The organism is Pseudomonas sp. H11T01 (genome assembly GCF_048515765.1).
Taxonomy (GTDB): Bacteria; Pseudomonadota; Gammaproteobacteria; order Pseudomonadales; family Pseudomonadaceae; genus Aquipseudomonas.
This window is the reverse complement of sequence record NZ_JBLYED010000031.1, coordinates 48,656-75,380: the sequence shown is the minus strand read 5'-3', so window position 1 is coordinate 75,380 and position 26,725 is coordinate 48,656. Positions and strand designations below refer to the sequence as shown.

General features: G+C 56.3%; 27 protein-coding genes, 1 tRNA gene and 3 pseudogenes. 25 read left to right on the top strand and 6 right to left on the bottom strand.

Annotated elements, in window-relative coordinates; all coding sequences use genetic code 11:
- On the bottom strand, window positions 1-289 hold a 289-nt coding region (locus ACN1C3_RS28615; protein ID WP_419119073.1), incomplete at its 3' end, for an asparaginase domain-containing protein.
- Window positions 290-890: 601 nt separating this feature from the next.
- On the opposite strand from ACN1C3_RS28615, the gene ACN1C3_RS28610 reads away from it, so the two are divergent.
- The 7 genes from ACN1C3_RS28610 to ACN1C3_RS28580 all read left to right on the top strand — a co-directional run bounded on the left by ACN1C3_RS28610 (window position 891) and on the right by ACN1C3_RS28580 (window position 7,870).
- Window positions 891-1,847 (top strand): sugar ABC transporter substrate-binding protein, encoded by a 957-nt coding sequence (locus tag ACN1C3_RS28610; RefSeq protein ID WP_419119072.1) that lies wholly within the window; start codon window positions 891-893, stop codon window positions 1,845-1,847.
- 57 nt (window positions 1,848-1,904) lie between these two features.
- Window positions 1,905-3,458 (top strand): sugar ABC transporter ATP-binding protein, encoded by a 1,554-nt coding sequence (locus ACN1C3_RS28605; protein ID WP_419119071.1) that lies wholly within the window; start codon window positions 1,905-1,907, stop codon window positions 3,456-3,458.
- Window positions 3,455-4,432, top strand: a complete 978-nt coding sequence (locus ACN1C3_RS28600; RefSeq protein ID WP_419119070.1) for an ABC transporter permease — start codon at window positions 3,455-3,457, stop codon at window positions 4,430-4,432. The genes ACN1C3_RS28605 and ACN1C3_RS28600 overlap by 4 nt, the downstream gene beginning before the upstream one ends.
- A 3-nt stretch (window positions 4,433-4,435) precedes the next feature.
- Window positions 4,436-5,455, top strand: coding sequence for a LacI family DNA-binding transcriptional regulator (locus ACN1C3_RS28595; RefSeq protein WP_419119069.1), 1,020 nt, complete (start codon window positions 4,436-4,438; stop codon window positions 5,453-5,455).
- A 23-nt stretch (window positions 5,456-5,478) separates the two neighbouring features.
- Window positions 5,479-6,396, top strand: coding sequence for a ribokinase (rbsK, locus tag ACN1C3_RS28590; RefSeq protein WP_419119068.1), 918 nt, complete (start codon window positions 5,479-5,481; stop codon window positions 6,394-6,396).
- The gene (rbsD, locus tag ACN1C3_RS28585) at window positions 6,393-6,797 is read left to right on the top strand and encodes a D-ribose pyranase (protein ID WP_419119067.1); all 405 of its coding nucleotides are present in this window, start codon (window positions 6,393-6,395) and stop codon (window positions 6,795-6,797) included. Before rbsK ends, rbsD begins: the two co-directional genes overlap by 4 nt.
- 95 nt (window positions 6,798-6,892) lie before the next feature.
- On the top strand, window positions 6,893-7,870 hold the full coding sequence (locus tag ACN1C3_RS28580) for a nucleoside hydrolase (protein ID WP_419119066.1): 978 nt from the start codon (window positions 6,893-6,895) through the stop codon (window positions 7,868-7,870).
- A 34-nt stretch (window positions 7,871-7,904) separates the two neighbouring features.
- Here the strand turns inward: ACN1C3_RS28580 and ACN1C3_RS28575 are convergent, their stop codons facing one another.
- Entirely contained in the window at window positions 7,905-8,117 is a 213-nt protein-coding gene (locus ACN1C3_RS28575) for a hypothetical protein (RefSeq protein WP_419119065.1), read from the bottom strand.
- Window positions 8,118-8,282: 165 nt separating this feature from the next.
- Here ACN1C3_RS28575 and ACN1C3_RS28570 point away from each other — a divergent pair, with 165 nt between their 5' ends.
- Together ACN1C3_RS28570 and ACN1C3_RS28565 are read left to right on the top strand one after the other, a co-directional pair.
- Window positions 8,283-8,588 (top strand): hypothetical protein, encoded by a 306-nt coding sequence (locus tag ACN1C3_RS28570; RefSeq protein WP_419119075.1) that lies wholly within the window; start codon window positions 8,283-8,285, stop codon window positions 8,586-8,588.
- A gap of 165 nt (window positions 8,589-8,753) precedes the next feature.
- Window positions 8,754-9,065: an I78 family peptidase inhibitor gene (locus ACN1C3_RS28565; protein WP_419119064.1), complete on the top strand. Its 312-nt coding sequence runs from the start codon at window positions 8,754-8,756 to the stop codon at window positions 9,063-9,065.
- 87 nt (window positions 9,066-9,152) lie between these two features.
- Here the strand turns inward: ACN1C3_RS28565 and ACN1C3_RS28560 are convergent, their stop codons facing one another.
- On the bottom strand, window positions 9,153-9,365 hold the full coding sequence (locus ACN1C3_RS28560; protein ID WP_007905882.1) for a cold-shock protein: 213 nt from the start codon (window positions 9,363-9,365) through the stop codon (window positions 9,153-9,155).
- A gap of 292 nt (window positions 9,366-9,657) precedes the next feature.
- Entirely contained in the window at window positions 9,658-9,957 is a 300-nt protein-coding gene (locus tag ACN1C3_RS28555; protein ID WP_419119063.1) for a hypothetical protein, read from the bottom strand.
- A gap of 385 nt (window positions 9,958-10,342) precedes the next feature.
- Here ACN1C3_RS28555 and thrS point away from each other — a divergent pair, with 385 nt between their 5' ends.
- The 16 genes and pseudogenes from thrS (at window position 10,343) to ACN1C3_RS28475 (ending at window position 25,824) form a co-directional block, all read left to right on the top strand.
- Window positions 10,343-12,265 carry a threonine--tRNA ligase gene (gene thrS, locus ACN1C3_RS28550; protein WP_419119062.1) on the top strand — a complete coding sequence of 641 codons (1,923 nt, stop codon included), beginning with the start codon at window positions 10,343-10,345 and terminating at the stop codon, window positions 12,263-12,265.
- Window positions 12,265-12,816: a translation initiation factor IF-3 gene (gene infC / locus ACN1C3_RS28545; protein ID WP_015884933.1), complete on the top strand. Its 552-nt coding sequence runs from the start codon at window positions 12,265-12,267 to the stop codon at window positions 12,814-12,816. The genes thrS and infC overlap by 1 nt, the downstream gene beginning before the upstream one ends.
- A gap of 60 nt (window positions 12,817-12,876) precedes the next feature.
- Entirely contained in the window at window positions 12,877-13,071 is a 195-nt protein-coding gene (gene rpmI / locus ACN1C3_RS28540) for a 50S ribosomal protein L35 (protein ID WP_003442181.1), read from the top strand.
- A gap of 29 nt (window positions 13,072-13,100) precedes the next feature.
- Window positions 13,101-13,457, top strand: coding sequence for a 50S ribosomal protein L20 (rplT, locus tag ACN1C3_RS28535; protein ID WP_007905879.1), 357 nt, complete (start codon window positions 13,101-13,103; stop codon window positions 13,455-13,457).
- 109 nt (window positions 13,458-13,566) lie between these two features.
- Entirely contained in the window at window positions 13,567-14,583 is a 1,017-nt protein-coding gene (gene pheS, locus ACN1C3_RS28530; RefSeq protein ID WP_007905876.1) for a phenylalanine--tRNA ligase subunit alpha, read from the top strand.
- 35 nt (window positions 14,584-14,618) lie between these two features.
- Complete coding sequence (gene pheT / locus ACN1C3_RS28525; RefSeq protein ID WP_419119061.1) at window positions 14,619-16,997, top strand: phenylalanine--tRNA ligase subunit beta; 2,379 nt, start codon at window positions 14,619-14,621, stop codon at window positions 16,995-16,997.
- 3 nt (window positions 16,998-17,000) lie between these two features.
- On the top strand, window positions 17,001-17,303 hold the full coding sequence (ihfA, locus tag ACN1C3_RS28520; RefSeq protein WP_002553164.1) for an integration host factor subunit alpha: 303 nt from the start codon (window positions 17,001-17,003) through the stop codon (window positions 17,301-17,303).
- Window positions 17,284-17,640, top strand: coding sequence for a MerR family transcriptional regulator (locus ACN1C3_RS28515; RefSeq protein WP_003179985.1), 357 nt, complete (start codon window positions 17,284-17,286; stop codon window positions 17,638-17,640). Before ihfA ends, ACN1C3_RS28515 begins: the two co-directional genes overlap by 20 nt.
- 90 nt (window positions 17,641-17,730) lie before the next feature.
- Window positions 17,731-17,807, top strand: a tRNA-Pro gene (locus ACN1C3_RS28510).
- Between the two features lie 156 nt (window positions 17,808-17,963).
- Window positions 17,964-18,249 (top strand): annotated as a pseudogene (locus ACN1C3_RS28505) (DNA adenine methylase); the annotation flags it as partial.
- Between the two features lie 34 nt (window positions 18,250-18,283).
- Window positions 18,284-18,713, top strand: a pseudogene (locus tag ACN1C3_RS28500) (IS66 family transposase); the annotation flags it as partial.
- Between the two features lie 160 nt (window positions 18,714-18,873).
- A complete protein-coding gene (locus ACN1C3_RS28495; protein ID WP_419119060.1) occupies window positions 18,874-19,524 on the top strand; it encodes a hypothetical protein in 651 nt (216 codons plus the stop codon).
- A gap of 522 nt (window positions 19,525-20,046) precedes the next feature.
- Complete coding sequence (locus ACN1C3_RS28490) at window positions 20,047-21,225, top strand: CBASS cGAMP synthase (protein WP_090454269.1); 1,179 nt, start codon at window positions 20,047-20,049, stop codon at window positions 21,223-21,225.
- A 6-nt stretch (window positions 21,226-21,231) separates the two neighbouring features.
- Window positions 21,232-22,863: a ThiF family adenylyltransferase gene (locus tag ACN1C3_RS28485; RefSeq protein ID WP_419119059.1), complete on the top strand. Its 1,632-nt coding sequence runs from the start codon at window positions 21,232-21,234 to the stop codon at window positions 22,861-22,863.
- Complete coding sequence (locus ACN1C3_RS28480) at window positions 22,851-23,330, top strand: Mov34/MPN/PAD-1 family protein (protein ID WP_419119058.1); 480 nt, start codon at window positions 22,851-22,853, stop codon at window positions 23,328-23,330. Before ACN1C3_RS28485 ends, ACN1C3_RS28480 begins: the two co-directional genes overlap by 13 nt.
- A gap of 985 nt (window positions 23,331-24,315) precedes the next feature.
- On the top strand, window positions 24,316-25,824 hold the full coding sequence (locus ACN1C3_RS28475) for an ATP-dependent nuclease (protein ID WP_419119057.1): 1,509 nt from the start codon (window positions 24,316-24,318) through the stop codon (window positions 25,822-25,824).
- On the opposite strand, the pseudogene ACN1C3_RS28470 reads toward ACN1C3_RS28475, so the two are convergent.
- Together ACN1C3_RS28470 and ACN1C3_RS28465 are read right to left on the bottom strand one after the other, a co-directional pair.
- Window positions 25,748-26,074, bottom strand: a pseudogene (locus ACN1C3_RS28470) (cupin domain-containing protein); the annotation flags it as partial. The gene ACN1C3_RS28475 and the pseudogene ACN1C3_RS28470 overlap by 77 nt on opposite strands.
- 234 nt (window positions 26,075-26,308) lie before the next feature.
- The gene (locus ACN1C3_RS28465) at window positions 26,309-26,602 is read right to left on the bottom strand and encodes an antibiotic biosynthesis monooxygenase family protein (RefSeq protein WP_419119056.1); all 294 of its coding nucleotides are present in this window, start codon (window positions 26,600-26,602) and stop codon (window positions 26,309-26,311) included.
- Between the last annotated feature and the right edge of the window lie 123 nt (window positions 26,603-26,725).

The window sequence follows — 26,725 nt, the reverse complement described above, 5'->3', positions numbered from 1 at the left end:
TGGTGATGCTTTCCGAAGCGATTTGCATCACTTGCTCGCCACGCACATTGGCCAGTTGACTCAGCTCGGGAACGCCGGCAATCAACTGCTCGATGCCCACTTTGGCCGCTTGATAAGTGGCGCTGTTTGCGGTGCTGGCGCCGGCCCCGGCGATAGTTCCGCCAGTGGCGAGGATCACAACGTTGGCCAGTTTTTGTTGGGTTTCGATTTCTTTCGCTTGCAGCGCGGTAGGGAGTAGCAACAGGAGGGCCAAAGCGCCCGGAACAAAGGTCTTGAAAGCAGAGTTCATTATTTTCTCTCTTGTTGTAATGAAGGTGCTGATGCAGGTTCATCTAGAAGCGCCCCGAGCAGATCTGAATGCCGCGGGGTCCTGAAGAAGAGCAGGATCTGTACCAGACGCATCTTGTCGAGATAATTAATGTAAGTAATTGATATATTTCAATTTTTTATGATTAATTTGTTTTCGGATACAAGCCTGTGTCCGGTTTTCCGACGATATGCAGGCTTAACGTTCGGTTGTCCGAAAATGTCTACGATAAAAACTGATAGTCCGACTCTGGTGAGAGGCGGCGGTCTCTGGGAGAGCACGGCGTGTGGAAGGTGCAGGCACCAGCGTTGCGGTGTAGATAATGTTTTGCTGGCCTGGATATCTCTTTGGGATGTAGGCCCGTCTTGTGAACGTTCTCTCAAAATGGCGTTTGCCTGCCGTTGACAAATGTCAGCAGGATTCCCATAGTTCGGTCTACGCAAACGTTTGCGCGTCTTTTCAGGTGATGTTGTTTATCAGCCTGGAAATTCTGTCTCGATCAAGTGCCGCTGTGTTTAACGGCTGTCGAAGCGTACTCCAGTGCAAGCGTTGCTCAGAATAATCATAAGAACGGAGTAAACCCATGAAGCTGCCATTCGCTGGACGTCTTCTCGCTGTCGCTATGCTTGCAGCCGCATCCGCCGCGCTGCCTCTTTCCTCGGCCTTCGCCGATACCCCTGCAAAACCCAAAGTCGCCCTGGTCATGAAATCCCTGGCCAACGAATTCTTCCTGACCATGGAGGATGGCGCCAAGGCCTACCAGAAAGAGCATTCCGCAGATTTCGATTTGATTTCCAACGGGATCAAGGATGAAACGGACACGGCCAACCAGATTCGCATTGTCGAGCAAATGATCGTTTCCAAAGTCAATGCGCTGGTGATCGCGCCCGCTGACTCCAAGGCAATGGTGCCGGTGATCAAGAAAGCCATCGATGCAGGCATCACAGTCATCAACATTGATAACCAGCTCGACCCGACTGTAGTCAAAAGCAAAAACATCAACGTGCCGTTCGTAGGGCCGGATAACCGCAAGGGTGCCCGTCTGGTGGGTGAGTATCTGGCCAGGCAGCTGAAGGCCGGTGACGAAGTCGGCATCATCGAAGGTGTTTCCACGACGACCAATGCCCAGGCGCGCACTGCGGGCTTCAAGGATGCGATGGAGGCGGCGCAGATCAAAGTCGTGTCCGTGCAATCCGGTGACTGGGAAATCAACAAAGGTAACCAGGTCGCCTCATCGATGCTGAGCGAATACCCGGAAATCAAAGCGCTACTGGCCGGCAATGACAGCATGGCTGTGGGCGCAGTTTCCGCAGTGCGTGCAGCAGGGAAGGCAGGCAAGGTTCAGGTGGTGGGTTACGACAACATCAATGCCATCAAGCCAATGCTCAAAGACGGCCGTGTACTGGCGACCGCAGACCAGTTCGCAGCCAGGCAGGCCGTATTCGGTATCGAAACAGCGCTGAAAATCCTCAAGGGTCAGAAGGTCGACGGCGGCGCCAACGGCGTGATCGAAACTCCCGTTGAACTGGTCACCAAATAGTCATTCTGGCGACACAACGGCGCTCGCCTGTCCAGGCGAGCGCATGGAGAGTTTCTTATGTCAGTTTTCGCCCCGAACGCTGTCCTCTCGGTCAGCGGTATCGGTAAGACCTATGCTCAGCCTGTACTGACCGACATCGACTTGACGCTGATGCGTGGTGAAGTGCTGGCGTTGACCGGTGAAAACGGTGCCGGCAAAAGTACGCTGTCGAAAATCATCGGTGGCCTGGTCACGCCGACCACAGGTCGGATGCAATTCAATGGTCAGGATTACCGTCCGGGTAGCCGGACGCAGGCCGAAGATCTGGGGATCCGCATGGTCATGCAGGAACTCAATCTGCTGCCGACCTTGTCCGTCGCCGAAAACCTGTTTCTCGACAATCTGCCCAGCTATGGCGGCTGGATCAGTCGCAAGCAACTGCGCAAAGCGGCCATTGATGCGATGGCTCAGGTCGGGCTGGATGCGATCGATCCGGACACGCTGGTTGGCGAGCTGGGCATTGGCCACCAGCAAATGGTGGAAATCGCCCGCAACCTGATTGGCGATTGCCATGTGTTGATCCTCGACGAGCCGACCGCGATGCTGACCGCTCGTGAAGTCGAAATGCTCTTCGAGCAGATCACCCGCCTGCAATCTCGTGGCGTGGCGATCATCTATATCTCCCATCGACTGGAAGAGCTGGCCCGTGTCGCACAGCGCATTGCGGTGCTGCGTGACGGTTGTCTGGTGTGCGTCGAGCCGATGGCCAATTACAACAGTGAACAATTGGTCAATCTGATGGTTGGCCGTGAGCTGGGCGAACACATCGACCTTGGGCCGCGCCAGATCGGCGCGCCAGCGCTGACGGTGCAAGGACTGACGCGTTCGGACAAGGTTCGCGATGTTTCCTTCGAAGTGCGCAGCGGTGAGATTTTTGGCATTTCCGGCTTGATCGGGGCCGGGCGCACCGAGCTGTTGCGGTTGATTTTCGGTGCCGATACCGCAGACAGCGGCACGGTCGCGCTGGGGTCACCGGCACAGGTGGTCAGTATCCGTTCGCCGGCCGATGCGGTGGGGCACGGGATTGCCTTGATCACTGAAGATCGTAAGGGCGAAGGCCTGCTGCTGACCCAATCGATCAGCGCCAATATTGCCTTGGGCAATATGCCGGTCATTTCCAGTGGCGGAATCGTCAATGGTGGCGCCGAGGCGGCTTTGGCTCAGCGTCAAATCGATGCCATGCGGATCCGCAGTTCCAGCCCGTCCCAGTTGGTGTCCGAACTGTCCGGCGGCAATCAACAAAAAGTCGTGATCGGCCGCTGGTTGGAGCGCGATTGCTCGGTGCTGTTGTTCGACGAACCGACCCGAGGAATCGACGTTGGCGCCAAGTTCGATATCTACGGCTTGCTGGGCGAATTGACTCGCCAGGGCAAGGCATTGGTGGTGGTCTCCAGTGATCTGCGTGAGTTGATGCTGATCTGCGACCGGATTGGTGTACTTTCCGCCGGGCGTTTGATCGAAACCTTCGAACGCGACAGCTGGACCCAGGATGAACTGCTTGCTGCCGCATTTGCCGGCTACCAAAAACGTGATGCGTTGCTCAATGAAGCGGCGCCTAGGGACATTCCATGACAACTGCTCTTTCTGCCAGCAAACGCAGTAGCAACTATTACGGTTTGGGCACCTATCTGGGCCTGGCCGGTGCCTTGCTGGCGATGATTGCCCTGTTCTCGACCCTGAGCAGTCATTTTCTCTCCTACGACACCTTCAGCACCTTGGCCAACCAGATTCCGGATTTGATGGTGTTGGCCGTCGGCATGACCTTCGTGTTGATCATTGGCGGTATCGACTTGTCAGTCGGTTCGGTGCTGGCGCTGGCAGCTTCCACGGTCAGCGTGGCGATCCTCGGCTGGGGCTGGAGTGTCTTGCCGGCGGCCTTGCTCGGCATGGCCGTCGCTGCTCTGGCGGGCACCATCACCGGTTCGATCACCGTGGCCTGGCGTATTCCTTCGTTCATTGTTTCGCTGGGCGTGCTGGAAATGGCTCGCGGTGTGGCTTACCAGATGACCGGCTCGCGCACCGCCTATATCGGTGATGCCTTTGCCTGGCTGTCCAACCCGATTGCCTTTGGGATTTCGCCGTCGTTCATCATTGCGCTGCTGATCATCATCATTGCTCAGGCGGTGTTGACGCGCACGGTGTTCGGTCGCTACCTGATCGGCATTGGGACCAACGAAGAAGCGGTGCGTCTGGCGGGTATCAATCCAAAACCCTACAAGATCCTGGTGTTCAGTCTGATGGGGCTGCTGGCTGGTGTGGCGGCGCTGTTCCAGATCTCCCGCCTGGAAGCGGCGGACCCGAATGCCGGTTCCGGCCTGGAGCTGCAAGTCATCGCGGCGGTGGTCATCGGTGGCACCAGCCTGATGGGCGGGCGCGGCTCGGTCATCAGTACCTTTTTTGGCGTCTTGATCATTTCCGTACTGGCAGCAGGTCTTGCGCAAATCGGCGCGACCGAGCCGACCAAGCGGATCATCACTGGCGCGGTCATCGTGGTGGCGGTGGTGCTGGATACTTATCGCAGTCAGCGCGCACGTCGGCGGGTTTGAGTCATGGCAACTATTAAAGATGTGGCGGCGCTGGCGGGCATTTCCTACACCACGGTTTCTCATGTGGTGAACAAAACGCGGCCAGTCAGCGAAGAAGTCAGGGTCAAAGTCGAGGAAGCGATCAAGCGTCTGGACTACGTGCCCAGCGCCGTGGCCCGTTCGTTGAAAGCGAAAACTACCGCGACCATCGGCCTGCTGGTGCCCAACAGTCTCAACCCGTACTTCGCCGAACTGGCCCGGGGGATCGAGGATTACTGCGAGCGTAACGGCTACTGCGTGATTCTGTGCAACTCCGATGACAACCCGGACAAGCAACGCAGTTATCTGCGAGTGTTACTGGAAAAACGGATCGATGGCTTGATCGTCGCTTCAGCGGGTGGTGACGCCGGCCTGGCTGCAGGTTTGGCCGCAGTGCGCACGCCCATGGTGATTGTCGACCGGGGCCTGGAAGGGATCGATGCGGATCTGGTGCGCATCGATCACGAATATGGTGCCTATCTGGCGACACGGCACTTGCTGGACCTTGGGCATTGGGACATAGCCTGCATTGGTGGTCCGGCGCATACCAGTGTGGCGCAGATGCGTCTGGCCGGTTACCGCCGGGCATTGAATGAGGCCGGCGTCGAGGTGCCACAAGAACGGATGCTGGAAAGCGATTTCACCAGCACCGGCGGTTACAACGCTGCGGCTCTGCTTCTGGAAAAGAATCCCCCCAGCGCCATATTTGCCAGTAACGACATGATGGGTATCGGTGTCTTGCGTGCAGCGGCCGAACGCAATATTCGTGTACCGAGCGAGCTCTCGGTCATTGGCTTCGACGATATCCAGATGAGCCGGTATGTCTATCCGGCATTAACGACGGTGGGCCAGTCGATCCTGCAATTGGGCGAGATGGCGGCGGAGCTCCTTTTACGACGGATCGCCAGCCCGGAGCTGGCGACCGATCAGCGCATCGTAACGCCGAGCATTGTCTTGCGAGAATCGACTGCGCCGCTCTGCGGCGTGTTCGCCGAATACCGCTGAAACGAATTGACGAGTACTGATGTATGCCAGCAAAAGTAGTGGTAATAGGCAGCCTGAACATGGACCTGGTCACTCGGGCCGAGCGGCTGCCCCGGGCCGGTGAAACGCTGATTGGCGAGTCGTTTGCCACAGTCTCGGGCGGCAAGGGGGCGAACCAGGCTGTTGCTTCGGCACGACTGGGCGCTGAAGTATCGATGGTTGGCTGTGTCGGTGCCGATGTCTATGGCGAGCAACTGCGAGCGGCGCTGTTGGCTGAGCAAATCGATTGTCGGGCGGTGACAACAGTTGGAGGTTCCAGTGGCGTGGCGCTGATTGTGGTCGATGACAGCAGTCAGAATGCGATCGTGATCGTCGCGGGCGCTAATGGATTGCTCACGCCCGAAGTGGTCACAGGTTTTGATGCGGTGTTGCAAGCGGCCGACGTGATCATTTGTCAGCTTGAAGTGCCGATGCAGACCGTTGGTTACACCCTCAAGCGCGGTCGTGAACTGGGCAAGACCATGATTCTCAATCCAGCCCCGGCGAGCAGTCCGCTGCCGGCCGACTGGTATTCGTCCATCGACTACCTGATTCCCAACGAAAGCGAGGCGTCGGCCTTGAGTGGCTTGCCGGTGGATTCGCTGAAAACTGCTGAAGTTGCCGCAAGTCGCTTGATTGCTGCGGGTGCTGGCAAAGTCATCATTACCCTGGGAGCCCAAGGTTCGTTGTTCGCCAACGGGCAAAGCTTCGAGCATTTCCCGGCGCCCAAGGTCAAGGCGGTCGACACCACGGCAGCGGGCGATACCTTCGTCGGCGGTTTTGCTGCGGCGTTGGCGGGCGGGAAAAGCGAAGCCGAGGCTATTCGCTTCGGTCAGATCGCTGCTGCGTTGTCGGTCACTCGAGCGGGCGCACAACCTTCCATTCCCACGTTGTCCGACGTACAGGCCATTAGCCCCTCATGAAAAAGACGCCGTTGCTCAACATCGCGTTGTCGCGATTAATTGCCTCCCTGGGTCATGGCGATATGGTGGTCATCGGCGATGCCGGTTTGCCTGTGCCGCCAGGTGTCGAGTTGATCGACCTGGCGTTGACCCAAGGTATTCCGGACTTCGTCAGTACCTTGCAGATCGTACTCAGTGAAATGCAGGTGGAAAGCCATGTGCTGGCCGAAGAAATCCTGCTCAAGCAACCTCCCACGCTTCAAGTGATTGACGAGCTGACGGCCAAAGCTGCATTGGGTCAGCGCACGTTGCTGAGTCATGACGCATTCAAAACCCTCAGCCGACAAGCGCGTGCGATTGTTCGTACCGGCGAATGTCAGCCGTACTGCAACATTGTTCTGGTCGCGGGAGTCACGTTTTAGATCGCTGTATCCAACCTCGGGTTTGTCACGCACAAGGAGTGCGCTATGTACCGCTATGCTCAGATACTGCAACACCGATCCGGAGTTTGCTGCTTTTGTCATTGATCACCGCGACAAGCGCCCAGGCGGCGGAAAAAATCGATTTGATCATCGACACCGATCCGGGGGCCGATGACGTCGTTGCCTTGTTGTTTGCCCTGGCTTCGCCTGAGGAGCTGAGCATTCGCGCGCTCACGACCGTAGCCGGTAATGTAAGACTGGACAAGACCTCACGTAACGCACGGCTGGCCCGTGAGTGGGCAGGGCGCGAAGACGTGCCGGTATACGCGGGTGCGCCGAAGCCTTTGTTGCGTACGCCGATCTATGCCGAGAATATTCACGGCAAGGAAGGTCTTTCGGGTGTAATGGTGCACGAACCCAAAGAAGGGTTGGCCAAGGGGAGTGCGGTCAATTACCTGATCGACACGTTGCGTGCAGCCAAACCCCACAGCATCACCATTGCCATGCTGGGTCCGCAGACCAATCTGGCGCTGGCGCTGATTCAGGCGCCGGACATTACCTTGGGCATCAAGGAAGTGGTGGTCATGGGAGGTGCGCACTTCAACGGCGGCAATATCACTCCGGTCGCTGAATTCAATCTGTTTGCTGACCCGCAGGCTGCTGAAGTGGTCCTCAAAAGCGGCGTCAAGCTGACCTACCTGTCGCTGGACGTGACCCATAAGGTGCTGACCAGTGACGCACGTCTGAAGCAGATCGCGGCGCTAGGCAACAATGCGAGCAAAGTGGTGGGCGATATCCTCAACGAGTACGTCAAAGGCGATATGGAGCACTACGGCATCCCGGGCGGCCCAGTGCATGACGCCACGGTGATCGCTTATCTGCTCAAACCGCAGTTGTTCACCGGTCGCCAGGTAAACATGGTGGTCGACAGCCGCGAAGGCCCGACCTTTGGTCAGACCATCGTCGACTGGTACGACGGCCTGAAGCAGGAAAAGAACGTTTTCTGGGTTGAGAGCGGCGATGCCCAAGGCTTCTTCGACTTGCTGACGGAGCGTCTCGCTCGCCTCAAATAAGCTTTAGTCCCACAGGTGCCAGCCCGTGGGGTTGTTACTCCCTTTCCATGTGGGGCGCACCCATATGGTCGCTTGGGTATTTTTCGAATATCTGTGTGATAAACGCCTGGGCAGCCTGCGTTCCCAGCTCTTTGACCAACAGGTCGATGCCGATGATCGCCAGTTCTTCAGGGCTGCCAGGGCTGTAGGAGCAATGGCCTTGAGGCCATTTGGCTTTGATGTCAGCGTCAATGCTTACGGTTGTCATGATGAACTCGCGAAGTCTGAATAGGCCGCCCAATGTCTGGTCGTCTATCCGAGTGGTTTGGGCTGTGCTGAGTTAAACATCTTGCGAGGCTTTTGGCACCCAGACTTAGGCATGAGGGGAGGGCTATGCGACACTTGGGCTTTGATGATTTTCAAGGAAAGCACTTTGCAGATCGATTTAAGCACTCCTGACGGCTTGACGCTCGAGGCTGTGCGCCAGTTGCTGGCTTCGGCCAGCGATGATACGCATACCCAGTTACGGGTCACCAAGGCCGGTATGGCCTACATTTCTTCAGGTGTCGTGGGCGGTACGGATATTGAAGGTCTCTTGTTTCGTCTGGAAACCTGGGCAAAGGGATCTGGCTACGTCGGAGCGGTAGCTGCCAGTGATGCGGTTTGGGTTATGCAGATTTACAACGCATTGAAGCAGAATTGGCCCAATCCTCCTTTCGACTACATCGACGTCTACTGATCATTGCTCACATTCAGTCACGATTGCGCAGTGAACACTGCCTCAGTGCTGAGGCAGACTTGCCGCCGTCTGGAGTCAAGGGGAGGCCGAGTGCCAGTTTTCCTTGAAACCAAAAGCCAAAATGGCTGTCGCACGATCTCTGTCTATTTTTGAAAAGGAGGCTTCATGCCTTGGAAGCTCGCGTCATTCGGTACCTTGTTAGCTGCATTCATTTTGACGGGGTGCAGCACTTCGCAGGCGACAAAAGACCCTGTGGCTACTGAGACAGGAAACAGCCGCTGTGAGTCAAAAGCCGCCGAATTCGCCATTGGCAAGAAGGCCTCGCCTGAGCTTCTGGAGCAAGCTCGCGCGCGTTCAGGCGCGCAGAACGCGCGATTCCTCAAGCCGAACGATATGGTGACGCTGGAATACCGCTCCGATCGCCTGAATCTCAACACCGATGCAAACCTGGTGATCACTCGCGTCAACTGCGGCTGATTGCTTCCGGCTTTTCTTCAGCACATAAAAAACTCGGCGCATAAAAAACCCCGTCACGTGGACGGGGTTTTTTTAGAACGCGCAGAATTACTCAGCGCGAACCTGTGCAGCTTGCATACCCTTTTGGCCTTTCTCAGCCACGAAGGAAACGGTCTGGCCTTCTTTCAGGCTTTTGAAACCGTCGCTTTCGATAGCTTTGAAGTGTACGAACAGGTCGTCACCGCCACCTTGAGGAGTGATGAAGCCGAAGCCTTTTTCATCGTTGAACCATTTAACGGTGCCGGTTTGGCGATTAGACATGGTGTATCTCCAAGAAACATATATTTTCAGTAGTGCTGTGCTGCTCAGGCCAACTGGGCACACCGGGGTATCATAGTCGAAATGTTCGGCTTGGGAGCCCCCCGGACGCGCTGTTTGCCCATTTGTCGTACTTTCTTTGACGCTTTGAGTCCCTGAAAGCCCCGGTTTAAAGGGCTTTCAGGCGAAAATAAAAGCAATAAAAAAAGCTGTAAAACCTGCGTAAATTGTACGAAAAACCTCTTTTTAAGGTCCCTTTACCGGCCCGGAAGCGGTCGGATGTGTCTTCGGGAGCTTACTTTTTTTGCACCTTACAAGTGGAAATCGCAGCCAGCGCTTTGTTTTGCAGATCTACGCTGGCCTTGTTATCCATCAGTGCCTTGAGATCTTTTGCCGGGTACGAGGCAATCTTGTCAGCGCCACATGCGCAATGCGATTTGGCGGATGCCGGGCTGATGCCTGGCTGGGAGCCTGCGGCCTGGGTGCATTGGGCCATGTACTTATTGCGCGTTTCCTTCGGCCATTCCGCGTGGGCTGTCAGCGGCAGTAGCATGATGATGGGCGCGGCAATGGCGAAAAAACGGTTCAGACGCATGCTGGAATGCTCCTTGTAGTCAGTGTTGCGGTCAGTTCTATGTCTATCTGAGACTTAAAATACAGTTCAAGTTCAGCACTCTTGCACAAAATCAGGCGATTTACGTCAGCTGCAGGGCAGCGCGGCGCGATGACCGTTCATCTGTGCTAGCATGCCCGGCTTGGGTGTTTTCAGGCTTCGGATGACATTTCGTCCCGTAGCGGTCAGCGCCTTGATAATTCTGATTTGAACTCCAGTCACTCTGGTTCGGTTTTCCGGTTGGCCGCAAGGCTCCTGCCGCTGTAAGGCAGGCGTTCGTTATTGAATGGCCTGGACCGAATCTTGTACTGGCTCATCCCAACCCACGTGACCTTTGGTAGGGGTCACCACTAGGAGAGGAGGCGCCATGCCAACTATTACTCTTCCCGACGGCAGTCAACGTTCATTCGATCATTCGGTTTCCGTAGCCGAAGTCGCCGCATCCATTGGTGCCGGTCTGGCCAAGGCCACCGTTGCCGGCAAGGTCAATGGCAAGCTGGTCGACGCCAGTGACGTGATCGACAGCGACGCGACTCTGCAAATCATCACGCCAAAGGATGAAGAGGGGCTGGAGATCATTCGCCACTCTTGCGCCCACCTGATTGGCCACGCGGTCAAGCAGCTGTACCCAACGGCGAAGATGGTCATCGGTCCGGTCATCGATGAAGGCTTCTATTACGACATCGCCTACGAGCGTCCTTTCACTCCGGACGATCTGGTGGCCATCGAACAGCGTATGAATCTGCTGATCGAGAAAGATTACGACGTCATCAAGAAAGTCACTCCGCGTGCCGAAGTGATCGACGTGTTCACTGCCCGCGGCGAAGATTACAAGCTGCGTCTGGTCGAAGACATGCCGAATGAACAGGCCATGGGCCTGTACTATCACGAAGAATACGTCGACATGTGCCGCGGCCCGCACGTGCCGAACACGCGCTTCCTGAAGTCATTCAAGCTGACCAAACTGTCCGGCGCCTACTGGCGTGGCGATGCCAAAAACGAGCAACTGCAGCGCGTTTACGGCACGGCCTGGGCAGACAAGAAGCAACTGGCAGCCTATATCCAGCGTATTGAAGAAGCCGAAAAGCGCGACCATCGCAAGCTCGGGAAGCGCCTTGGCCTGTTCCATACCCAGGAAGAAGCGCCGGGCATGGTTTTCTGGCATCCGAATGGCTGGACCCTGTACCAGGTGCTCGAGCAGTACATGCGCAAGGTTCAGCGCGAAAACGGCTACCTGGAGATCAAGACTCCGCAGGTCGTTGATCGCAGCCTCTGGGAGAAATCCGGGCACTGGGCCAACTACGCCGAGAACATGTTCACCACTGAGTCGGAAAGCCGCGATTACGCAATCAAACCGATGAACTGCCCTTGCCACGTGCAAGTGTTCAATCAGGGTTTGAAGAGCTACCGTGAGCTGCCGATGCGCCTGGCCGAGTTCGGTGCCTGTCACCGTAACGAGCCGTCGGGTGCCTTGCACGGCATCATGCGAGTGCGTGCGTTCACTCAGGATGACGCACACATCTTCTGCACCGAAGAGCAAATGCAGGCCGAGTCTGCTGCGTTCATCAAGCTGACCCTGGATGTCTATGCCGATTTCGGCTTCAAGGACATCGAGCTGAAGCTGTCCACTCGTCCGGAAAAACGCGTCGGTTCCGACGAGCTGTGGGATCGCGCCGAAGCTGCACTGGCCGCAGCCCTTGACAGCGCGGGCCTGCCGTACGATCTGCAGCCGGGCGAGGGTGCTTTCTACGGTCCGAAGATCGAGTTCTCGCTGAAAGATTGCCTTGGTCGCGTCTGGCAGTGTGGTACCCTGCAGCTCGATTTTAACCTGCCGATCCGTCTGGGAGCCGAATACGTCTCCGAAGACAACAGTCGCAAGCACCCGGTTATGTTGCACCGGGCGATCCTCGGTTCCTTCGAACGTTTCGTCGGCATCCTGATCGAGCATTACGAGGGCGCGTTCCCTGCGTGGCTGGCTCCGACTCAGGCAGTGATCATGAATATCACTGATAAACAGGCAGATTTTGCCGCTGAGGTTGAAAAAACTCTCAATCAAAGCGGATTTCGTGCCAAGTCTGACTTGAGAAATGAAAAGATCGGCTTTAAAATCCGCGAGCATACTTTGCTCAAGGTTCCTTATCTCTTGGTTATCGGAGATCGGGAAGTCGAGATGCAGACTGTCGCTGTGCGTACTCGTGAAGGTGCTGACCTGGGCTCGATGCCCGTCGCCCAGTTCGCTGAGTTCCTCGCGCAAGCGGTTTCCCGGCGTGGTCGCCCAGATTCGGAGTAATTATTATTAAGCGTGAAATGAGACAAGATAAACGAGCTGCACCGAAAGCCCCGATCAACGAGAATATCTCGGCACGCGAGGTTCGGTTAATTGGCGCTGACGGCGAGCAGATTGGCATCGTCTCGATTGATGAAGCGCTTCGTATTGCTGAAGAGTCCAAACTGGATTTGGTGGAAATTTCTGCCGACGCAATACCGCCTGTTTGCCGCGTGATGGACTACGGCAAATCGATCTTCGAAAAGAAGAAACAGGTAGCTGCAGCGAAGAAAAACCAGAAGCAGATTCAGGTTAAAGAAATCAAGTTTCGTCCAGGGACGGAGGAAGGGGATTACCAGGTAAAACTGCGCAACCTGGTACGTTTCCTGAGTGACGGGGACAGGGCCAAGGTATCGTTGAGATTCCGCGGTCGTGAGATGGCCCACCAGGAGCTGGGGATGGAACTCCTCAAGCGGGTTGAAGCTGACCTGCTCGAGTACGGTTCGGTCGAACAGCATCCTAAGATGGAAGGACGCCAACTGATCATGGTCATCGCCCCGAAAAAGAAGAAGTAATCACCAGGGCACGGCAGGCCTTGCGATTATGTTTATCAACTGAATGCGGAGTATCCGAACATGCCAAAGATGAAGACTAAAAGTGGTGCTGCTAAGCGGTTTCTGAAAACTGCTAACGGTATCAAGCACAAGCACGCTTTCAAGAGCCACATCCTGACCAAAATGTCGACTAAGCGTAAGCGTCAACTGCGCGGTAGCAGCTTGCTGCATCCGTCCGACGTTGCAAAAGTCAAGCGCATGCTGCGCCTTTGCTAATTTTTGGTTAAGAATAGAGGAAGTAACTCATGGCTCGTGTAAAGCGTGGCGTCATTGCCCGTAAGCGTCACAAAAAAATTCTGAAACTTGCTAAAGGCTACTACGGCGCGCGCTCACGCGTATTCCGTGTTGCCAAGCAAGCGGTAATCAAGGCTGGCCAATACGCCTACCGTGACCGTCGTCAGAAAAAACGTCAGTTCCGCGCTCTGTGGATCGCTCGTATCAACGCTGGTGCTCGTATCAACGGTCTGTCCTACAGCCGTTTCATCGCCGGCCTGAAAAAAGCGTCCATCGAGATCGACCGTAAGGTTCTGGCTGATCTGGCAGTGAACGAAAAAGCGGCGTTTGCTGCGATTGTCGAGAAAGCTAAAGCCACCTTGGCTTAAGTACCCCCGACAGTCACCCGGGCTCACCTCTGTGGGCTTAGGTGTTAAACGTCATAAATAGGGGAAGAGCCTTTAAGCTCTTCCCCTATTTTGTATCTGGAGTCTGTACATGGAAAACCTGGATGCGCTGGTCTCTCAAGCACTAGAGGCTGTGCAAAGCGCTGAAGATATCAATGCCCTGGAGCAAATCCGGGTTCACTACCTTGGTAAAAAGGGCGAATTGACTCAGGTGATGAAGACCCTGGGGAATTTGCCGGCAGAGGAGCGTCCGCAGGTCGGTGCCCTGATCAACGTTGCCAAGGAGCGTGTCACAGAGGTTCTCAATGCGCGCAAGGCGTTGTTTGAAGAGGCTGATCTAGCCGCCAAACTTTCTGCCGAGTCCATTGACGTGACCCTGCCTGGCCGTGGTCAGACCTCGGGTGGTCTGCATCCGGTCACTCGCACTCTGGAACGTATCGAACAGTTCTTCACCCACATCGGCTACGGTATCGCCGAAGGCCCTGAGGTCGAAGACGACTACCACAACTTTGAAGCGCTCAATATCCCAGGCCATCACCCGGCCCGTTCGATGCATGACACCTTCTATTTCAATGCCAACATGTTGCTGCGCACCCATACCTCGCCGGTACAGGTCCGCACCATGGAATCGAAACAACCGCCGATCCGCATCGTCTGCCCAGGCCGTGTGTACCGTAGCGACTCCGATATCACCCACTCGCCGATGTTCCACCAGGTCGAAGGCCTGCTGGTTGATCGCGACATCAATTTCGCCGACCTGAAAGGCACAATCGAAGAGTTCCTGCGGGTGTTCTTCGAAAAAGAACTGGCCGTGCGTTTCCGTCCTTCGTACTTCCCGTTCACCGAGCCATCCGCCGAAGTCGACATGGAATGCGTGATGTGCAGCGGTAAAGGCTGCCGTGTCTGCAAGCAGACTGGCTGGCTGGAAGTCATGGGCTGCGGCATGGTTCACCCGAACGTGTTGCGTATGTCCGGGATCGACCCGGAAGAGTTCTCGGGCTTTGCCTTCGGCATGGGCGTTGAGCGTCTGGCCATGCTGCGTTACGGCGTGAATGACTTGCGCCTGTTCTTCGACAACGACTTGCGGTTCCTTGCGCAATTTCGCTAGGTCGCACGCCCGTAACGAATCTTTAGGAGAGCAGGATGAAATTCAGTGAACAATGGCTGCGTGGTTGGGTAAACCCGCAGGTAAGTCGCGACGAGCTGGTTGCTCGTCTGTCGATGGCCGGTCTTGAGGTCGATAGCGTAACGCCGGCCGCCGGTGTTTTCAGCGGCGTGGTAGTGGGCGAAGTGCTGAGCACCGAGCAACACCCGGACGCCGACAAGTTGCGCGTTTGCCAGGTCAGCAACGGCACGGAGACCTTTCAGGTCGTGTGCGGTGCGCCTAACGTACGCCCGGGCCTGAAGATTCCGTTCGCCATGATCGGTGCCGAACTGCCAGGCGACTTCAAGATCAAGAAAGCCAAGCTGCGTGGCGTCGAATCCAACGGCATGCTGTGCTCGCAAGCCGAGCTGCAAGTCGGTGAAGGCAACGACGGGCTGATGGAATTGCCGGCCGATGCACCAGTAGGTCAGGACATTCGCGAGTACCTGGGTTTGGACGACGCCAGCATCGAGGTCGACCTGACCCCGAACCGTGGCGATTGCCTGTCCCTGGCCGGTCTGGCCCGTGAAGTCGGCGCGCTCTACGCTGCCGAAGTCAAACGCCCGGTAATTGCCACCGTTCCAGCCTTGCACGATGAAGTGCGCTCGGTTGAAGTTCTGGCACCGGCTGCTTGCCCACGTTACCTGGGTCGCGTTATCCGTAACGTCGATCTGTCCAAGTCTACGCCGCTGTGGATGGTCGAGCGTCTGCGTCGTGCCGACGTACGCAGCATCGACGCTGCCGTCGACATCACCAACTACGTGATGCTGGAACTGGGTCAACCGCTGCACGCTTTCGATCTCGCCGAAATCAATGGCGGCATTCGCGTGCGCATGGCCGAAGAAGGCGAGAAGCTGGTTCTGCTCGACGGTCAGGAAGTCACCCTGCGTAGCGATACGCTGGTGATTGCCGACCACTCCCGCGCCTTGGCCATTGCCGGTGTGATGGGTGGCGAGCACAGCGGCGTGTCCGAGACCACTCGCGATGTATTCCTGGAAAGTGCTTTCTTCGACCAGATTGCGGTCGCTGGCAAAGCGCGTTCCTATGGCCTGCACACCGATGCTTCGCACCGCTATGAGCGTGGCGTGGATTGGCAACTGGCCCGTGAAGCCATGGAGCGCGCCACAGGCCTGCTGCTGGAAATCACTGGCGGCGAAGCCGGTCCGATCATCGAAACCGTCAGCGAGCAGCACCTGCCGTCGATCGCACCGATCACTCTGCGTGCCCAGCGCATCACCCAGATGCTGGGTATGGAAATGGATTTGGCCGAAGTCGAGCGTCTGCTCAGCGCTTTGGGCCTGACAATTTCTGCCGATGGGGCAGGGCAGTGGCAGGTAGAGGTACCAAGCTTTCGCTTCGATATCAGCCTTGAAGTCGATCTGATTGAAGAGCTGGCCCGTCTGTACGGCTACAACCGTCTGCCGGTTCGCTATCCGCAAGCCCGTCTGGCGCCACAAGCCAAGGCTGAAGCTCGTAGCGATCTGCCTGAGCTGCGCCGTCTGCTGGTGGCCCGTGGTTACCAGGAAGCGATCACCTACAGCTTCATCGATCCGAAACAGTTCGAGCTGTTTAATCCAGGCGTCGAACCGCTGCTGCTGGCCAACCCGATTTCGAACGACATGGCCGCTATGCGCTCGTCCCTGTGGCCAGGTCTGGTCAAGGCGCTTCAGCACAACCTGAACCGTCAACAAGATCGCGTGCGCCTGTTCGAAAGCGGCCTGCGCTTTGTCGGTCAGCTGGAAGGTCTGAAGCAAGAGCCGATGCTGGCCGGTGTGGTGTGCGGTAGCCGTCTGCCGGAAGGCTGGGCTCAAGGTCGCGATGTCGTGGATTTCTTCGACGTCAAAGCCGATGTGGAAGCAGTGCTGGGCTTCGCCGGTGCACTGGATGCATTCACCTTCGTGCCGGGTAAACACCCTGCGTTGCACCCGGGTCAAACCGCGCGCATCGAGCGTGATGGTCGCGAAGTAGGTTACGTTGGCGCTATCCACCCTGAATTGTCGAAAACCCTCGGTCTCGACCGTCCAGTTTTCGTTTTCGAGCTGGTTCTGGCCGAAGTGGCATTGGGCAAAATGCCTAAATTCAGCGAGTTGTCGCGCTTTCCTGAAGTGCGTCGTGACTTGGCATTGCTGGCCGACAAAGACGTTGCAGCCAGTGCCGTACTGGATGTAATCCGTGAAAATGCAGGCGAGTGGCTGACAGACCTCAGGCTATTTGACGTGTATCAGGGTAAAGGCATTGATCCGCATAGAAAAAGCCTTGCAGTCGGCTTGACCTGGCAGCATCCATCGCGCACTCTTAATGACGATGAGGTGAATACCACGACGCAAAACATCCTCACCTCGCTTGAACAAAGGTTGAACGCCACGCTAAGGAAGTGACGTATGGGGGCTCTGACGAAAGCTGAAATGGCGGAACGTCTGTATGAAGAGCTGGGCCTGAATAAACGGGAGGCCAAGGAATTGGTCGAACTGTTCTTTGAAGAAATCAGGCACGCTCTTGAAGACAACGAACAGGTAAAGTTATCCGGTTTCGGTAACTTCGACCTTCGGGACAAACGCCAGCGGCCTGGCCGCAATCCGAAAACGGGAGAAGAAATCCCGATCACGGCTCGCCGTGTGGTCACCTTTCGTCCAGGGCAGAAGTTGAAGGCCCGAGTTGAGGCTTATGCTGGAACCAAGTCATAACGACGAGCTCCCCGTCATCCCAGGCAAACGCTACTTCACCATCGGTGAAGTCAGCGAGCTCTGTGCGGTAAAACCGCATGTGCTGCGCTATTGGGAGCAGGAGTTTCCTCAACTCAACCCTGTCAAACGCCGCGGAAACCGTCGGTATTATCAGCGCCAGGATGTGCTGATGATCCGGCAGATCCGCGCGTTGCTGTATGATCAGGGGTTCACCATCGGCGGAGCGCGCCTGCGTCTTTCCGGTGATGAAGCCAAAGACGACACCACCCAATACAAGCAAATGATCCGCCAGATGATCGCCGAACTGGAAGATGTTCTGGTGGTGCTCAAGAAATAAATTTCTGCTTTTAAATACTTCCAGTTTTCAAAAGCTTGCGATATATTCTTGAGCGGTTTCGTGAGAAGCGAAACGAGTTTCACGCCTAGTCGGGGCGTAGCGCAGTCCGGTAGCGCACTAGCATGGGGTGCTAGGGGTCGAGTGTTCGAATCACTCCGTCCCGACCATATTTTTCAATGCCTTGGCCCAATCTTCACCGGTTGGGCTTTTTCATGTCTGAAAAAATACTCCCACATTTACTCCCACGGATATTCTGGATCTAGGTAGCTTCGTGTGAGCTAGCGATATCTTTGGCACTGCTTCGCGCGAGTTTTGGTGTAAGTAAGAAGATGACCCGCCTCGAAACCCTCACCGACATCCAACGCGCCGCGCGATTTTTCTACCTGCAGCATCATACCTTCGCAGGCCAAGGTCACCGGGCAGACATTCGGCACCGCCACCACCGGCCTGGCCATTAACCTATTGCGTATCGAGGAAAACCTCTCGGCTGCCTGGCAGCGCCAGTCCGGCACCTATGTTGAAAACTTATTTTGGCTTGAATGCGCCGAACGATACGATCGCGCCCATACCTTCCACTACATGGGCCCGCCTTACAGGCAGACTGCCGGTTAGGGGGGACTTTTAGTTTGAGAACGACGAGCGGATGACCAACGAAGATCGCTGGCGAATACGCCAGGAAAAAGCGGCACCCATCCTCAGCGCACTGCATACCTGGATGTTGGCCCCGCGCGATCTTGTGCCCGAAGGGTCGGCTATCGCCAAAGCTCTGGATTACAGCCTCAAGCGCTGGGCTGCACTGACTCGCTATGCCGAGGATGGCGCTGTGCCCACAGATAACAACGCAGTCGAAAACCAGATCCGGCCGTGGGCGACGTTCGAACTGGTTGTTCGCTGGCTCGTTACGCAGCGGCAAACGTGCGGCAGTGAACATGAGTTTGATCCAGACGGCGCGCATGAATGGGCATGATCCTTATGCCTACCTCAAAGATGTGCTGACGCGGCTGCCGACGGAACGGGGGAGTGAGCCAGTTGCTGCCGCATCGGCGGATGCTTGCCTGAGTCACGCAAGGTGACTTGGCAGGACGCTTGCGGCCCTCCCGATCGAGTCAGGAATGTGGCGGTATTGGAAGGCTGCTGGCACACAAAAAAACCGCTCTATAATGCCCCCCAGAGTGTGCGCCAGTTATGCATAACGGTGTACTGTGGCTGCTGGCTTGTTGCAGAGGTGTGTTCATGTATCAGGTGCTTGGTATTCAAAAATGTCTCGGTTACTTCGCCCTATTGTGCTTCATCGTTTTCGGGGTGCTGAGCTTCTGGCGCCTGCCTGAGGTGTTCAGTGACTTTTCAGCTTTTTGGTCTGTAGCCAAAGTAGCGGTAGGTGTTGCAACGGTTGTCCTGCTTGGCGTGGGTCAGACACCTATGTTCCCCTGGATCTGCAAGCTGCCCTTGGTCCGGAAGTTTTTCCCTCCCATTGATGGAGACTGGCTGGTAACCATCCGGTCGAACTGGAATGTGGTCAGGCAGTTAACGGGGCAACCGGCTGGCGATGCGCTTTTCGACAAGCAGGGCAAGGTCACCATCACATCCCGCCTGTTCAGCGTGCGGATGAAGTTTGAGTCTGATGATAAGTACTCAAAGTCGAGCACTACGATCGTGGGCGTACGGCGCGATCCAGAGCACGGAACCATTGAACTCAACTACTCATACCTTAACGTCACCCGGAATCCGGAGGTAACGGATAGCGGCTGCCATCATGGTTCGGCGCGAGTGGAGGTTCATGACGAGAATGGGGGGGTAACTCTTGATGGGGAGTACTGGACGAATCGGAACTGGAACAAGGGCTTGAATACAGCGGGTATGATTTTCTTTGAGCGACTGAAGTGAGTTAGTCGCTGCCTTGGCGCCTTCGCCAGGCCAGCTTGGTTGGGCCGATCATAAAATTTGGTTACCCCTCTCTTTCTGGCGCCTATTCGAAGCACTTTTCGAGGGGGAGGCGCTCGGCTGGAGCTCCCTCCTTAACAGGGGCGGATTCCAGTAGCGAACTGTGGGGTTGCCGGGAGCATTCGGTTATCGGCACTTCGCCTGAAGCCGTCATAATCAAGGTGCTGCTCCCAGCGCATTGCTCTCAGGGTCTCAGCCACAACCTAGTACAGCCAACGTGTGGCGATTACACAATATGTGGTGTTTTTTGCCTATGTTGCCCCATGTATTGCACAAGATGTAGGTGTCTGGCAGTATTGGATCCAGCTTGTGTCCGCTTCGCTACAGTTGCGCGCTATTTGGCTACGAATCCATTGCCGGTTTGTGGCAGCACGGAAGAGGTTGGTTCTTGGGAAAGGGTTCCCATCGCGAGGGTTAGCATGAAGACAGGCACGGTGCTCACTAGCCATCGACTGGAGATGTTTCATGCCCAACCTGAGCCCCTTGCTGTACACCACCAAAGACCGTCCCGATGGCGACGGAACCGTCGCCGATCACCCGACATTTCTGAAGTCCCTGGATCTCACGACCGACGAGAAGCAGAAGATCGACGCGGCGCGGAAGGACATTCGCCAAGCACTACGTGATGGCCTACCCCAAGCCTTGCGGGACCAAGGTTACGAAGGTGAGACGTGTGAGCCGAAGTTTTACATCCAAGGCTCCTGGGCGTACAAGACGCTGAATCGCCCGTGCCAGACTCCGCCGCAACAGTCTGATGTTGACGACGGGGTGTACCTACCGCTGAGCATCATGAAGGAGGAGGAAAAGCCCCACCTGGCGATTGATGACTTCTTTGATGCGGTGCGCGAGGTGCTGAAGCCGTTGTGCGACGTCAACGGTTGGTCGCTGGAGCGCAAACCCAACTGCATGCGGGTCGTGATCTCGACTTACGCACATATCGACCTGCCGCTCTATGCGATCCCTGATGTGCAGTACATGCTCTTGAAGGCGGGTATGGAAGCGCGTGGCGTTCCAGTCATGGACGGTATCAATGCCACTGCCGCCACCCAGAGCTGGAAGAAGCTCCCGTCCGACAAGATCTTGCTCGCGTGCGATCGTGGCTGGATCAAGTCCGACCCTCTGGCGATGAAGGAGTGGTTCGAGTTGGAGGTGCAGGACAAGGGCGAACAGTTGCGCCGGGTGATCCGCTACATTAAGGGATTCCGTGATCAGCACTGGGATGATAAAGGGCCTAGTTCAATTCTGCTGATGGCGGCCGCCTGCCCACTCTTCGAACTCGAGAGCAAGCGCGATGACCAGGCACTGCTCAACGTAGTGAGGGGCATCCCAAAGGCCCTGCGAGATGGCGTTCTAAGCCCGATTGATTCCAAGGTTTACCTCACGGCCGCGATGTCCGAGGATGAGCTCCAAGCGGCGGCGGAGAAGTTTGAAACGTTCGAGAAGTACCTTGATGCTGCGATCAACGCGAGCTCTGAGGCAAAGGTGTCAGCTTGTCGCTGGATGCGGGAGATGTTGGGTGATCGTTTCCCGAACCGGCCGGATCTGATTGATGACAAGCCTGTGGCAGCGCTGCCAGCGGCGATGGCGGCTGTTGATCCGGAGCCCGGCGAACTGGAAATGCTGAAACGTTCGAAGTCGGGTTGATGGTCAATGGTGATCCCTCAGCTGCTGCAATCAATTAAGCCCCTGGGATTCCGTCGTAAGAAATCCCAGGACGTTTCGGGCTACCTGGCAGTGGAAGGCGCGCTGGAGACGCGCTTTGGTTTGGTGCCGTGCGACGTATTCATTGACCGCGAGCTTCGTTCGTTCCCGACGATCATTCTCCAGCATCCGTTGTCGGAGCTTCTGCTTCCTTTTGCGCCGCATGTTGGGCCGGATGGTTTTCTTTGCTATGTAGCGGAGGGGACAGTCGTGTTTGACATGTACAGACCTATCAGCCAAACGATCGCTGCCCTGAAGCGGGCGGCGGTCGTTCTCGATCAGATCATGGCCAAAGAGCGGGTGGATGATCTGGAGGAGGAGTTCTTCGCGTTCTGGCGTGGTGACTACTGCTACACCGACATCGAGAGGCCTGAATCAGGCGAAGTTGCGGCGCTGAGTCTGGGTAAAGGGCAGGGGCTCGTTTTCACCGATGATCTGGCACGCGCAGAATCAAAGTTTGCTTACCGAGCAGGTCGCGTCGAGGCGCTCCTTGGAGTCACGGCAAAAATCACGACGAAGGTTCCTCCTCGTCCTTTGATTGGTGCCTGGCCGCCAAAGACTGTCGGTGAACTTCTAGACTGGCAATCGAAACTGGATCCTCCATGTCGCCGGAAGATCCTGGCCCGAATCATCAAGGCCTACCGTGCTGACAAGCAAGCCATTGTCGTAGTTATTGACGCACCTACGATCCAGTATGGGTTTCTCGTGACAGATCTTCAGAAATACAAACGCACATCCAAGGCGGATCAGGGTACTCCTATCTTCGAAGCGCCTATTGAGTTGATGCAGATGGTCAGGATGGACGATCGATATATTGTAGGGCGCAACATTCCCGGGCAGAAAACGCTCGCAGGCAAGAAGATTGCGTTGGTTGGCTGCGGAACCATTGGCGGCTACCTTGCGGACTTGCTGGTTAAGGCGGGTGCCGGCACGGGCGGTGGTGAGTTGCAACTGATCGACAATCAGAAGCTTGCTCCTGGGAATATCGGACGTCACCGACTCGGCGCCAATCGGTTAGAACTGAACAAGGCGCAAGGGTTAGTCACAGAGTTGAAAATCGGGATGCCCTCAGCAAACGTCAGGGCCCTCCCGGAGGACGCCTTTTCGGTCAACCTTGCAGGGTTCGACCTGATCATCGATGCGACCGGTGAGCAGGGCCTCGGGAACTGGCTGGCTGGTCAACAAGCGAATGGTAGTCTGCCGAATGGCGGATGGCAGACTCCGCTCCTTCATGTCTGGATTGAAGGTTCTGGTGAGGCAGTGCGGGCGCTTCTCAAGCAGCATCGGTCTGAGGGCTGTTACCGCTGCTTATGCGATTACGAAGCCGAGCAGCGGTTCCTTTCAGTAGCCGGAGGTGTGCGTCCGATCCTCGCTGGAGGAGGCTGTGAGGGACAGTACGTGGCGTACCCTGCATCGGTGTCTGTTCAGGCAGCAGCGTTAGGCCTGGATGCTGCTTTGGCTTGGGTAGGGGCCACGTTGTGGGCTCCCTTATCCACTCGCGTCATCAGCCGGGCGCATGATCCTGCCACGGGGGATGTCACGATCCTTCCACGACCAGGGTGCCCCGCATGCGGTTCATAAACGCCTGGAAAGATCCAGCCAGCGAACGGCTTGTGTATTTCGCTCCACAGGTGATCGAAGTCTTCGAGCGGTACATCCAAGGCGAGAAGGACGCAGAGGCGGGCGGCATTCTGCTTGGTCATGTTCGTGGTATCCACCTGGAGATCCTAGAGGCCACGGTACCCACGCCAAAGGATCGTCGGCTGAAGTACTTTTTCGAGCGCTTGCTCGATGGCCATCAAGGCATCGCCGAACGCCGGTGGCGAGATAGCAACGGGCTGGTCAGGTATGTCGGGGAGTGGCACACGCACCCTGAAGATCATCCGACGCCATCTGGCCTGGATATCAGCGAGTGGCAGAAGCTTGCGGCCTCTCGGAGAGATGGGAGGCCTATGTTGGCAGCGATTGTTGGGCGGCAGGACTTACGCGTGGAGTACATGCTGTCGGATGGAGCGAGGCACCGCTTGTACCCCTTCAGCGGGCAGTAGCTGTGTAACTGAACGCGATACCCATCACCTGAGTAGTCCATGTCGGAAGCGGTGATGCGGACTCGAAGGTCAGTGTACTCATGGAGTAACCAAGTGTGCGGGAAGTGCAGCCTACATCTCCACTTACTTCATGTCGCGTCCGCTACCTTCGTGCCTGAAGGTTGCAAATTAAGATCAGCTCACCTCTCGTAAGAGGTTCTTTGGCGCGCGGATGGCCTAGGCCTTCTTTGGAAGGTTGGGGAGTCAATTGCCTGGCCCTTCAGTGAGACGGGATAGATCTTCTTCAGGCCCGAATGCATGTAGATCATCAGCGGCGTGTCGCTACCGCCGTGGGCGCGAGTAGCACTTGTGTGACCCGTTGCTGCGCCTCGTCTTTCGTCAGCAATTTCGCGGTTGTCTGGATCCTGCACAGGCCCTCACGGTACTCGAACCACCGTGGAGCATTTCCATACTGAGCATCCACTCAGGAGACTTCCAAGTGCTTTTCGCCGACGCGTGTCCGAGTGATGATAGGAAGAAATTTTGCCGTGCTTGTGGTGCGTATCTCGTCGAGGTAGGTCGATACCACGGTGGTGCCATCCGGCACCCCATTGGTACGTGAAAGAGGCGCAGGCAGGAAGCCGGAGCCCCTGATGGCGTCAATAAGGCCGTTGATCGCCCGGAAGTCGTTTTCTTCCTCATCGAGCGCGACCTCTTCTGCCTCTTTCGCATCCGCGCGGTGGCGCAGCGGCGGAGGATGCGTTCAAAGCTTAGGGGCAGGGCAGACCAATGAGGTCTGGTTCAATATATGGAAAAAAAGCAAGGTGGCGATGCAACTAAGGCAGCTTCTGAATAGGGGATGAGATTATGGTCTTTGCACTCGGGCCAACCTTCTCCGTAGGCTAGTATTCGTTGCCATTCGTCATATGGACAGCCGGCGCTACCCAAGGTACCGTTCTATCGTCGTGGCGATGCGCCATCACGACGATGTCTAGAGGGATTTAGAGTGCACGTTAAATCGATCAAGCTGATCAACTTCAAAAAATTCCGCGACGAACTTCTAGAGTTCAACGACGACGTCAATATTTTCGTCGGCGACAACAATGCCGGTAAAAGCACAATCCTGGAAGCAATGGAAATTGTGCTCAATTACAACCATCGCGGACGGCCCTTCAACGGCGAATTCTCCCCTGATCTTTTCAATCAAGACGCAGTCACTCGGTTTCTCGCCTCCGACTTGAGCTCCAAGCACCTGCCCAGTCTGATCATTGAGGCCTACATTGACGGTGTGCCTGAGTACCGAGGCTCGAACAACAGCCTCAAGGCTGACGCCCAGGGCGTCGTGGTACAAGCCTGTTTCGACCCGTCGCTGGAGGCTGTGTACGAGAGCCACCTGCTGACCAAGCCGAACATCACCAGCATTCCGATCGAGTTCTATAAGGTGGAATGGCTCGATTTCGGCTGGAACCCGATAAAGCCGATAGCCAAGAAGTTCAAGGCGCTGTACATCGACCCCACACGCATCCACCCCACCATGGGGAAGAACCAGTACATATCGAGCATCCTCAACACCGCGTTGGCGAAGGAAGAGCTCGTCAAGCTGACCCTCAATTATCGTGAAAACCTGCAGGTGTTTAACAACTCCGGGGAGGTCAAGACGGTTAACGCCAGCCTTGATTCGGATCACCTCATCACTGATAGCAAGCTCACCATTGCAGCAAGTACGTTACCAGCAGGTTCCATACAGACCGGCCTGCAGCTTGAGGTCGATGATGTGCCGTTTCACTTCATAGGCAAGGGTGAACAGAGCAATGTGCAGATCAAACTGGCCATTCAGAACAAATCCCACGACATCGATCTGGTGATGATGGAGGAGCCCGAAAACCATCTGTCTCACACCAATCTGAACAAGCTGGTGCACTACATCGAAACCCAGCGGGGCGACAAGCAGCTGTTCCTGACCACCCACAGCTCGTATGTGTTGAACAAGCTGAGTATCGACAGGATTTGCCTTGTGCAGTCAGGGTACAAAAGGCTGCACACGCTAGACCCCAAAGTGGTAAAGACCCTCAAGCGTCTCCCTGGCTACGACACCTTGCGGGTGGCACTGTCGGGCAAGGTCATCCTGGTCGAGGGGCCGTCGGATGAACTGGTGCTCAAGAAAATCTACCAGCGAAAACATAACCGACTGCCTGAGCAGGACGGGATCGATATCATCGTAGTGCGCGGTGTGGGGTTCAAGACGTTCATCGAGGTGGGCAAGGAGATCGGCACCAAGATCCATGTGCTCAGGGATAATGATGGCGACTATAACGGTAACGTTGTGCAAGGACGTCTGGAATACGCGGCGTTCCCTAACATCCAGCTGTTCTCGTCGATGAACAACGCCGAATTTTCGCTTGAGCCTGCGATGATTTATGCCAACGCAATTGACATCAAGACCCTTGACTGTTTTTTGAGACCAGATGCTCGGAGCCGGCCGGTTCATACCAGTACTCACCGGTCTTGTAGGTGATCGCCTTCTGCCCCTTGACCTGGGAAATCACCTGGCCTTGCAGCACGTACGCCATGGCTGTGCCGTCATGTTTATGGGCGATGGAGGATTGGCCGGGCTTGTAGTCGACCTCAATCATCATGGCCTTTTTGCCGGGCACGTTTTGCAGCAACTCGTCCTGCAACACCGTGACTTTTTCCGAAGGGCCGTGGGCGAAGGCCGAAGCAGAAACGGTCAGGGCCAGGGCGGCGAGTAAACTCAAAGCTTTCATGGTTGATCACCTGGGGGGATAGTTGTCAGGGACCACAGTAAGCCTCGGGCCGGGGCGCGAAAACCGCCAATTTTCGGGAAGGTGAGGGGACCAATTCCCGGGTTTCTGGCGTAGAAGTGAGGTGGCAATATTGACGCGTTCGCGAGCAGGCTCGCTCCCACAGGTGACCGAGTTCCTACAGAGGAATGCGATCAAATGTGGGAGCGAGCCTGCTCGCGAACGCGTCGGAGAGGTTTACACAATCGGAAAGCTGTTGAAGTCCACGGCATTGGCCAGGCGGCTGTCGATCAGGCCGATAAAGCCTTGCACTTCGGGGCAGTTGAAATGGGATTGCATCGCCGCCTCCGATTGCCAGCGGGCGCTGACTGTCCAGCGGTTGTCGTCCTCGGGGCAGCGGTCGACCATATAGGAATCACAGCCTGGAAGTTCGCGCAGGGTTTCGACAATCTTTTGCAGTTGCTTGCCCAGTTCTTCCGAGCGGCCTGCCGCCGCCTGCACCTGTACGGTATTGATCACTTCGTTGGACATTGCTCACACTCCTGAATCAGGCCGGACGAATCCTGCTCATTGAGGGATAACGCCCATGCAGAATAGGCCTGCACCACCGGACCGCCAATAGCCAATCGCCGGATAAAGCCCCAGACCAATGCC

Coding starts and splice junctions, on each gene's coding strand:
- ACN1C3_RS28610 (WP_419119072.1), top strand. CDS start 891: ATGAAGCTGCCATTCGCTGGACGTCTTCTCGCTGTCGCTATGCTTGCA.
- ACN1C3_RS28605 (WP_419119071.1), top strand. CDS start 1,905: ATGTCAGTTTTCGCCCCGAACGCTGTCCTCTCGGTCAGCGGTATCGGT.
- ACN1C3_RS28600 (WP_419119070.1), top strand. CDS start 3,455: ATGACAACTGCTCTTTCTGCCAGCAAACGCAGTAGCAACTATTACGGT.
- ACN1C3_RS28595 (WP_419119069.1), top strand. CDS start 4,436: ATGGCAACTATTAAAGATGTGGCGGCGCTGGCGGGCATTTCCTACACC.
- rbsK (WP_419119068.1), top strand. CDS start 5,479: ATGCCAGCAAAAGTAGTGGTAATAGGCAGCCTGAACATGGACCTGGTC.
- rbsD (WP_419119067.1), top strand. CDS start 6,393: ATGAAAAAGACGCCGTTGCTCAACATCGCGTTGTCGCGATTAATTGCC.
- ACN1C3_RS28575 (WP_419119065.1), bottom strand. CDS start 8,117: ATGACAACCGTAAGCATTGACGCTGACATCAAAGCCAAATGGCCTCAA.
- ACN1C3_RS28565 (WP_419119064.1), top strand. CDS start 8,754: ATGCCTTGGAAGCTCGCGTCATTCGGTACCTTGTTAGCTGCATTCATT.
- ACN1C3_RS28560 (WP_007905882.1), bottom strand. CDS start 9,365: ATGTCTAATCGCCAAACCGGCACCGTTAAATGGTTCAACGATGAAAAA.
- ACN1C3_RS28555 (WP_419119063.1), bottom strand. CDS start 9,957: ATGCGTCTGAACCGTTTTTTCGCCATTGCCGCGCCCATCATCATGCTA.
- thrS (WP_419119062.1), top strand. CDS start 10,343: ATGCCAACTATTACTCTTCCCGACGGCAGTCAACGTTCATTCGATCAT.
- rpmI (WP_003442181.1), top strand. CDS start 12,877: ATGCCAAAGATGAAGACTAAAAGTGGTGCTGCTAAGCGGTTTCTGAAA.
- rplT (WP_007905879.1), top strand. CDS start 13,101: ATGGCTCGTGTAAAGCGTGGCGTCATTGCCCGTAAGCGTCACAAAAAA.
- pheS (WP_007905876.1), top strand. CDS start 13,567: ATGGAAAACCTGGATGCGCTGGTCTCTCAAGCACTAGAGGCTGTGCAA.
- pheT (WP_419119061.1), top strand. CDS start 14,619: ATGAAATTCAGTGAACAATGGCTGCGTGGTTGGGTAAACCCGCAGGTA.
- ihfA (WP_002553164.1), top strand. CDS start 17,001: ATGGGGGCTCTGACGAAAGCTGAAATGGCGGAACGTCTGTATGAAGAG.
- ACN1C3_RS28515 (WP_003179985.1), top strand. CDS start 17,284: ATGCTGGAACCAAGTCATAACGACGAGCTCCCCGTCATCCCAGGCAAA.
- ACN1C3_RS28495 (WP_419119060.1), top strand. CDS start 18,874: ATGTATCAGGTGCTTGGTATTCAAAAATGTCTCGGTTACTTCGCCCTA.
- ACN1C3_RS28490 (WP_090454269.1), top strand. CDS start 20,047: ATGCCCAACCTGAGCCCCTTGCTGTACACCACCAAAGACCGTCCCGAT.
- ACN1C3_RS28485 (WP_419119059.1), top strand. CDS start 21,232: ATGGTGATCCCTCAGCTGCTGCAATCAATTAAGCCCCTGGGATTCCGT.
- ACN1C3_RS28480 (WP_419119058.1), top strand. CDS start 22,851: ATGCGGTTCATAAACGCCTGGAAAGATCCAGCCAGCGAACGGCTTGTG.
- ACN1C3_RS28465 (WP_419119056.1), bottom strand. CDS start 26,602: ATGTCCAACGAAGTGATCAATACCGTACAGGTGCAGGCGGCGGCAGGC.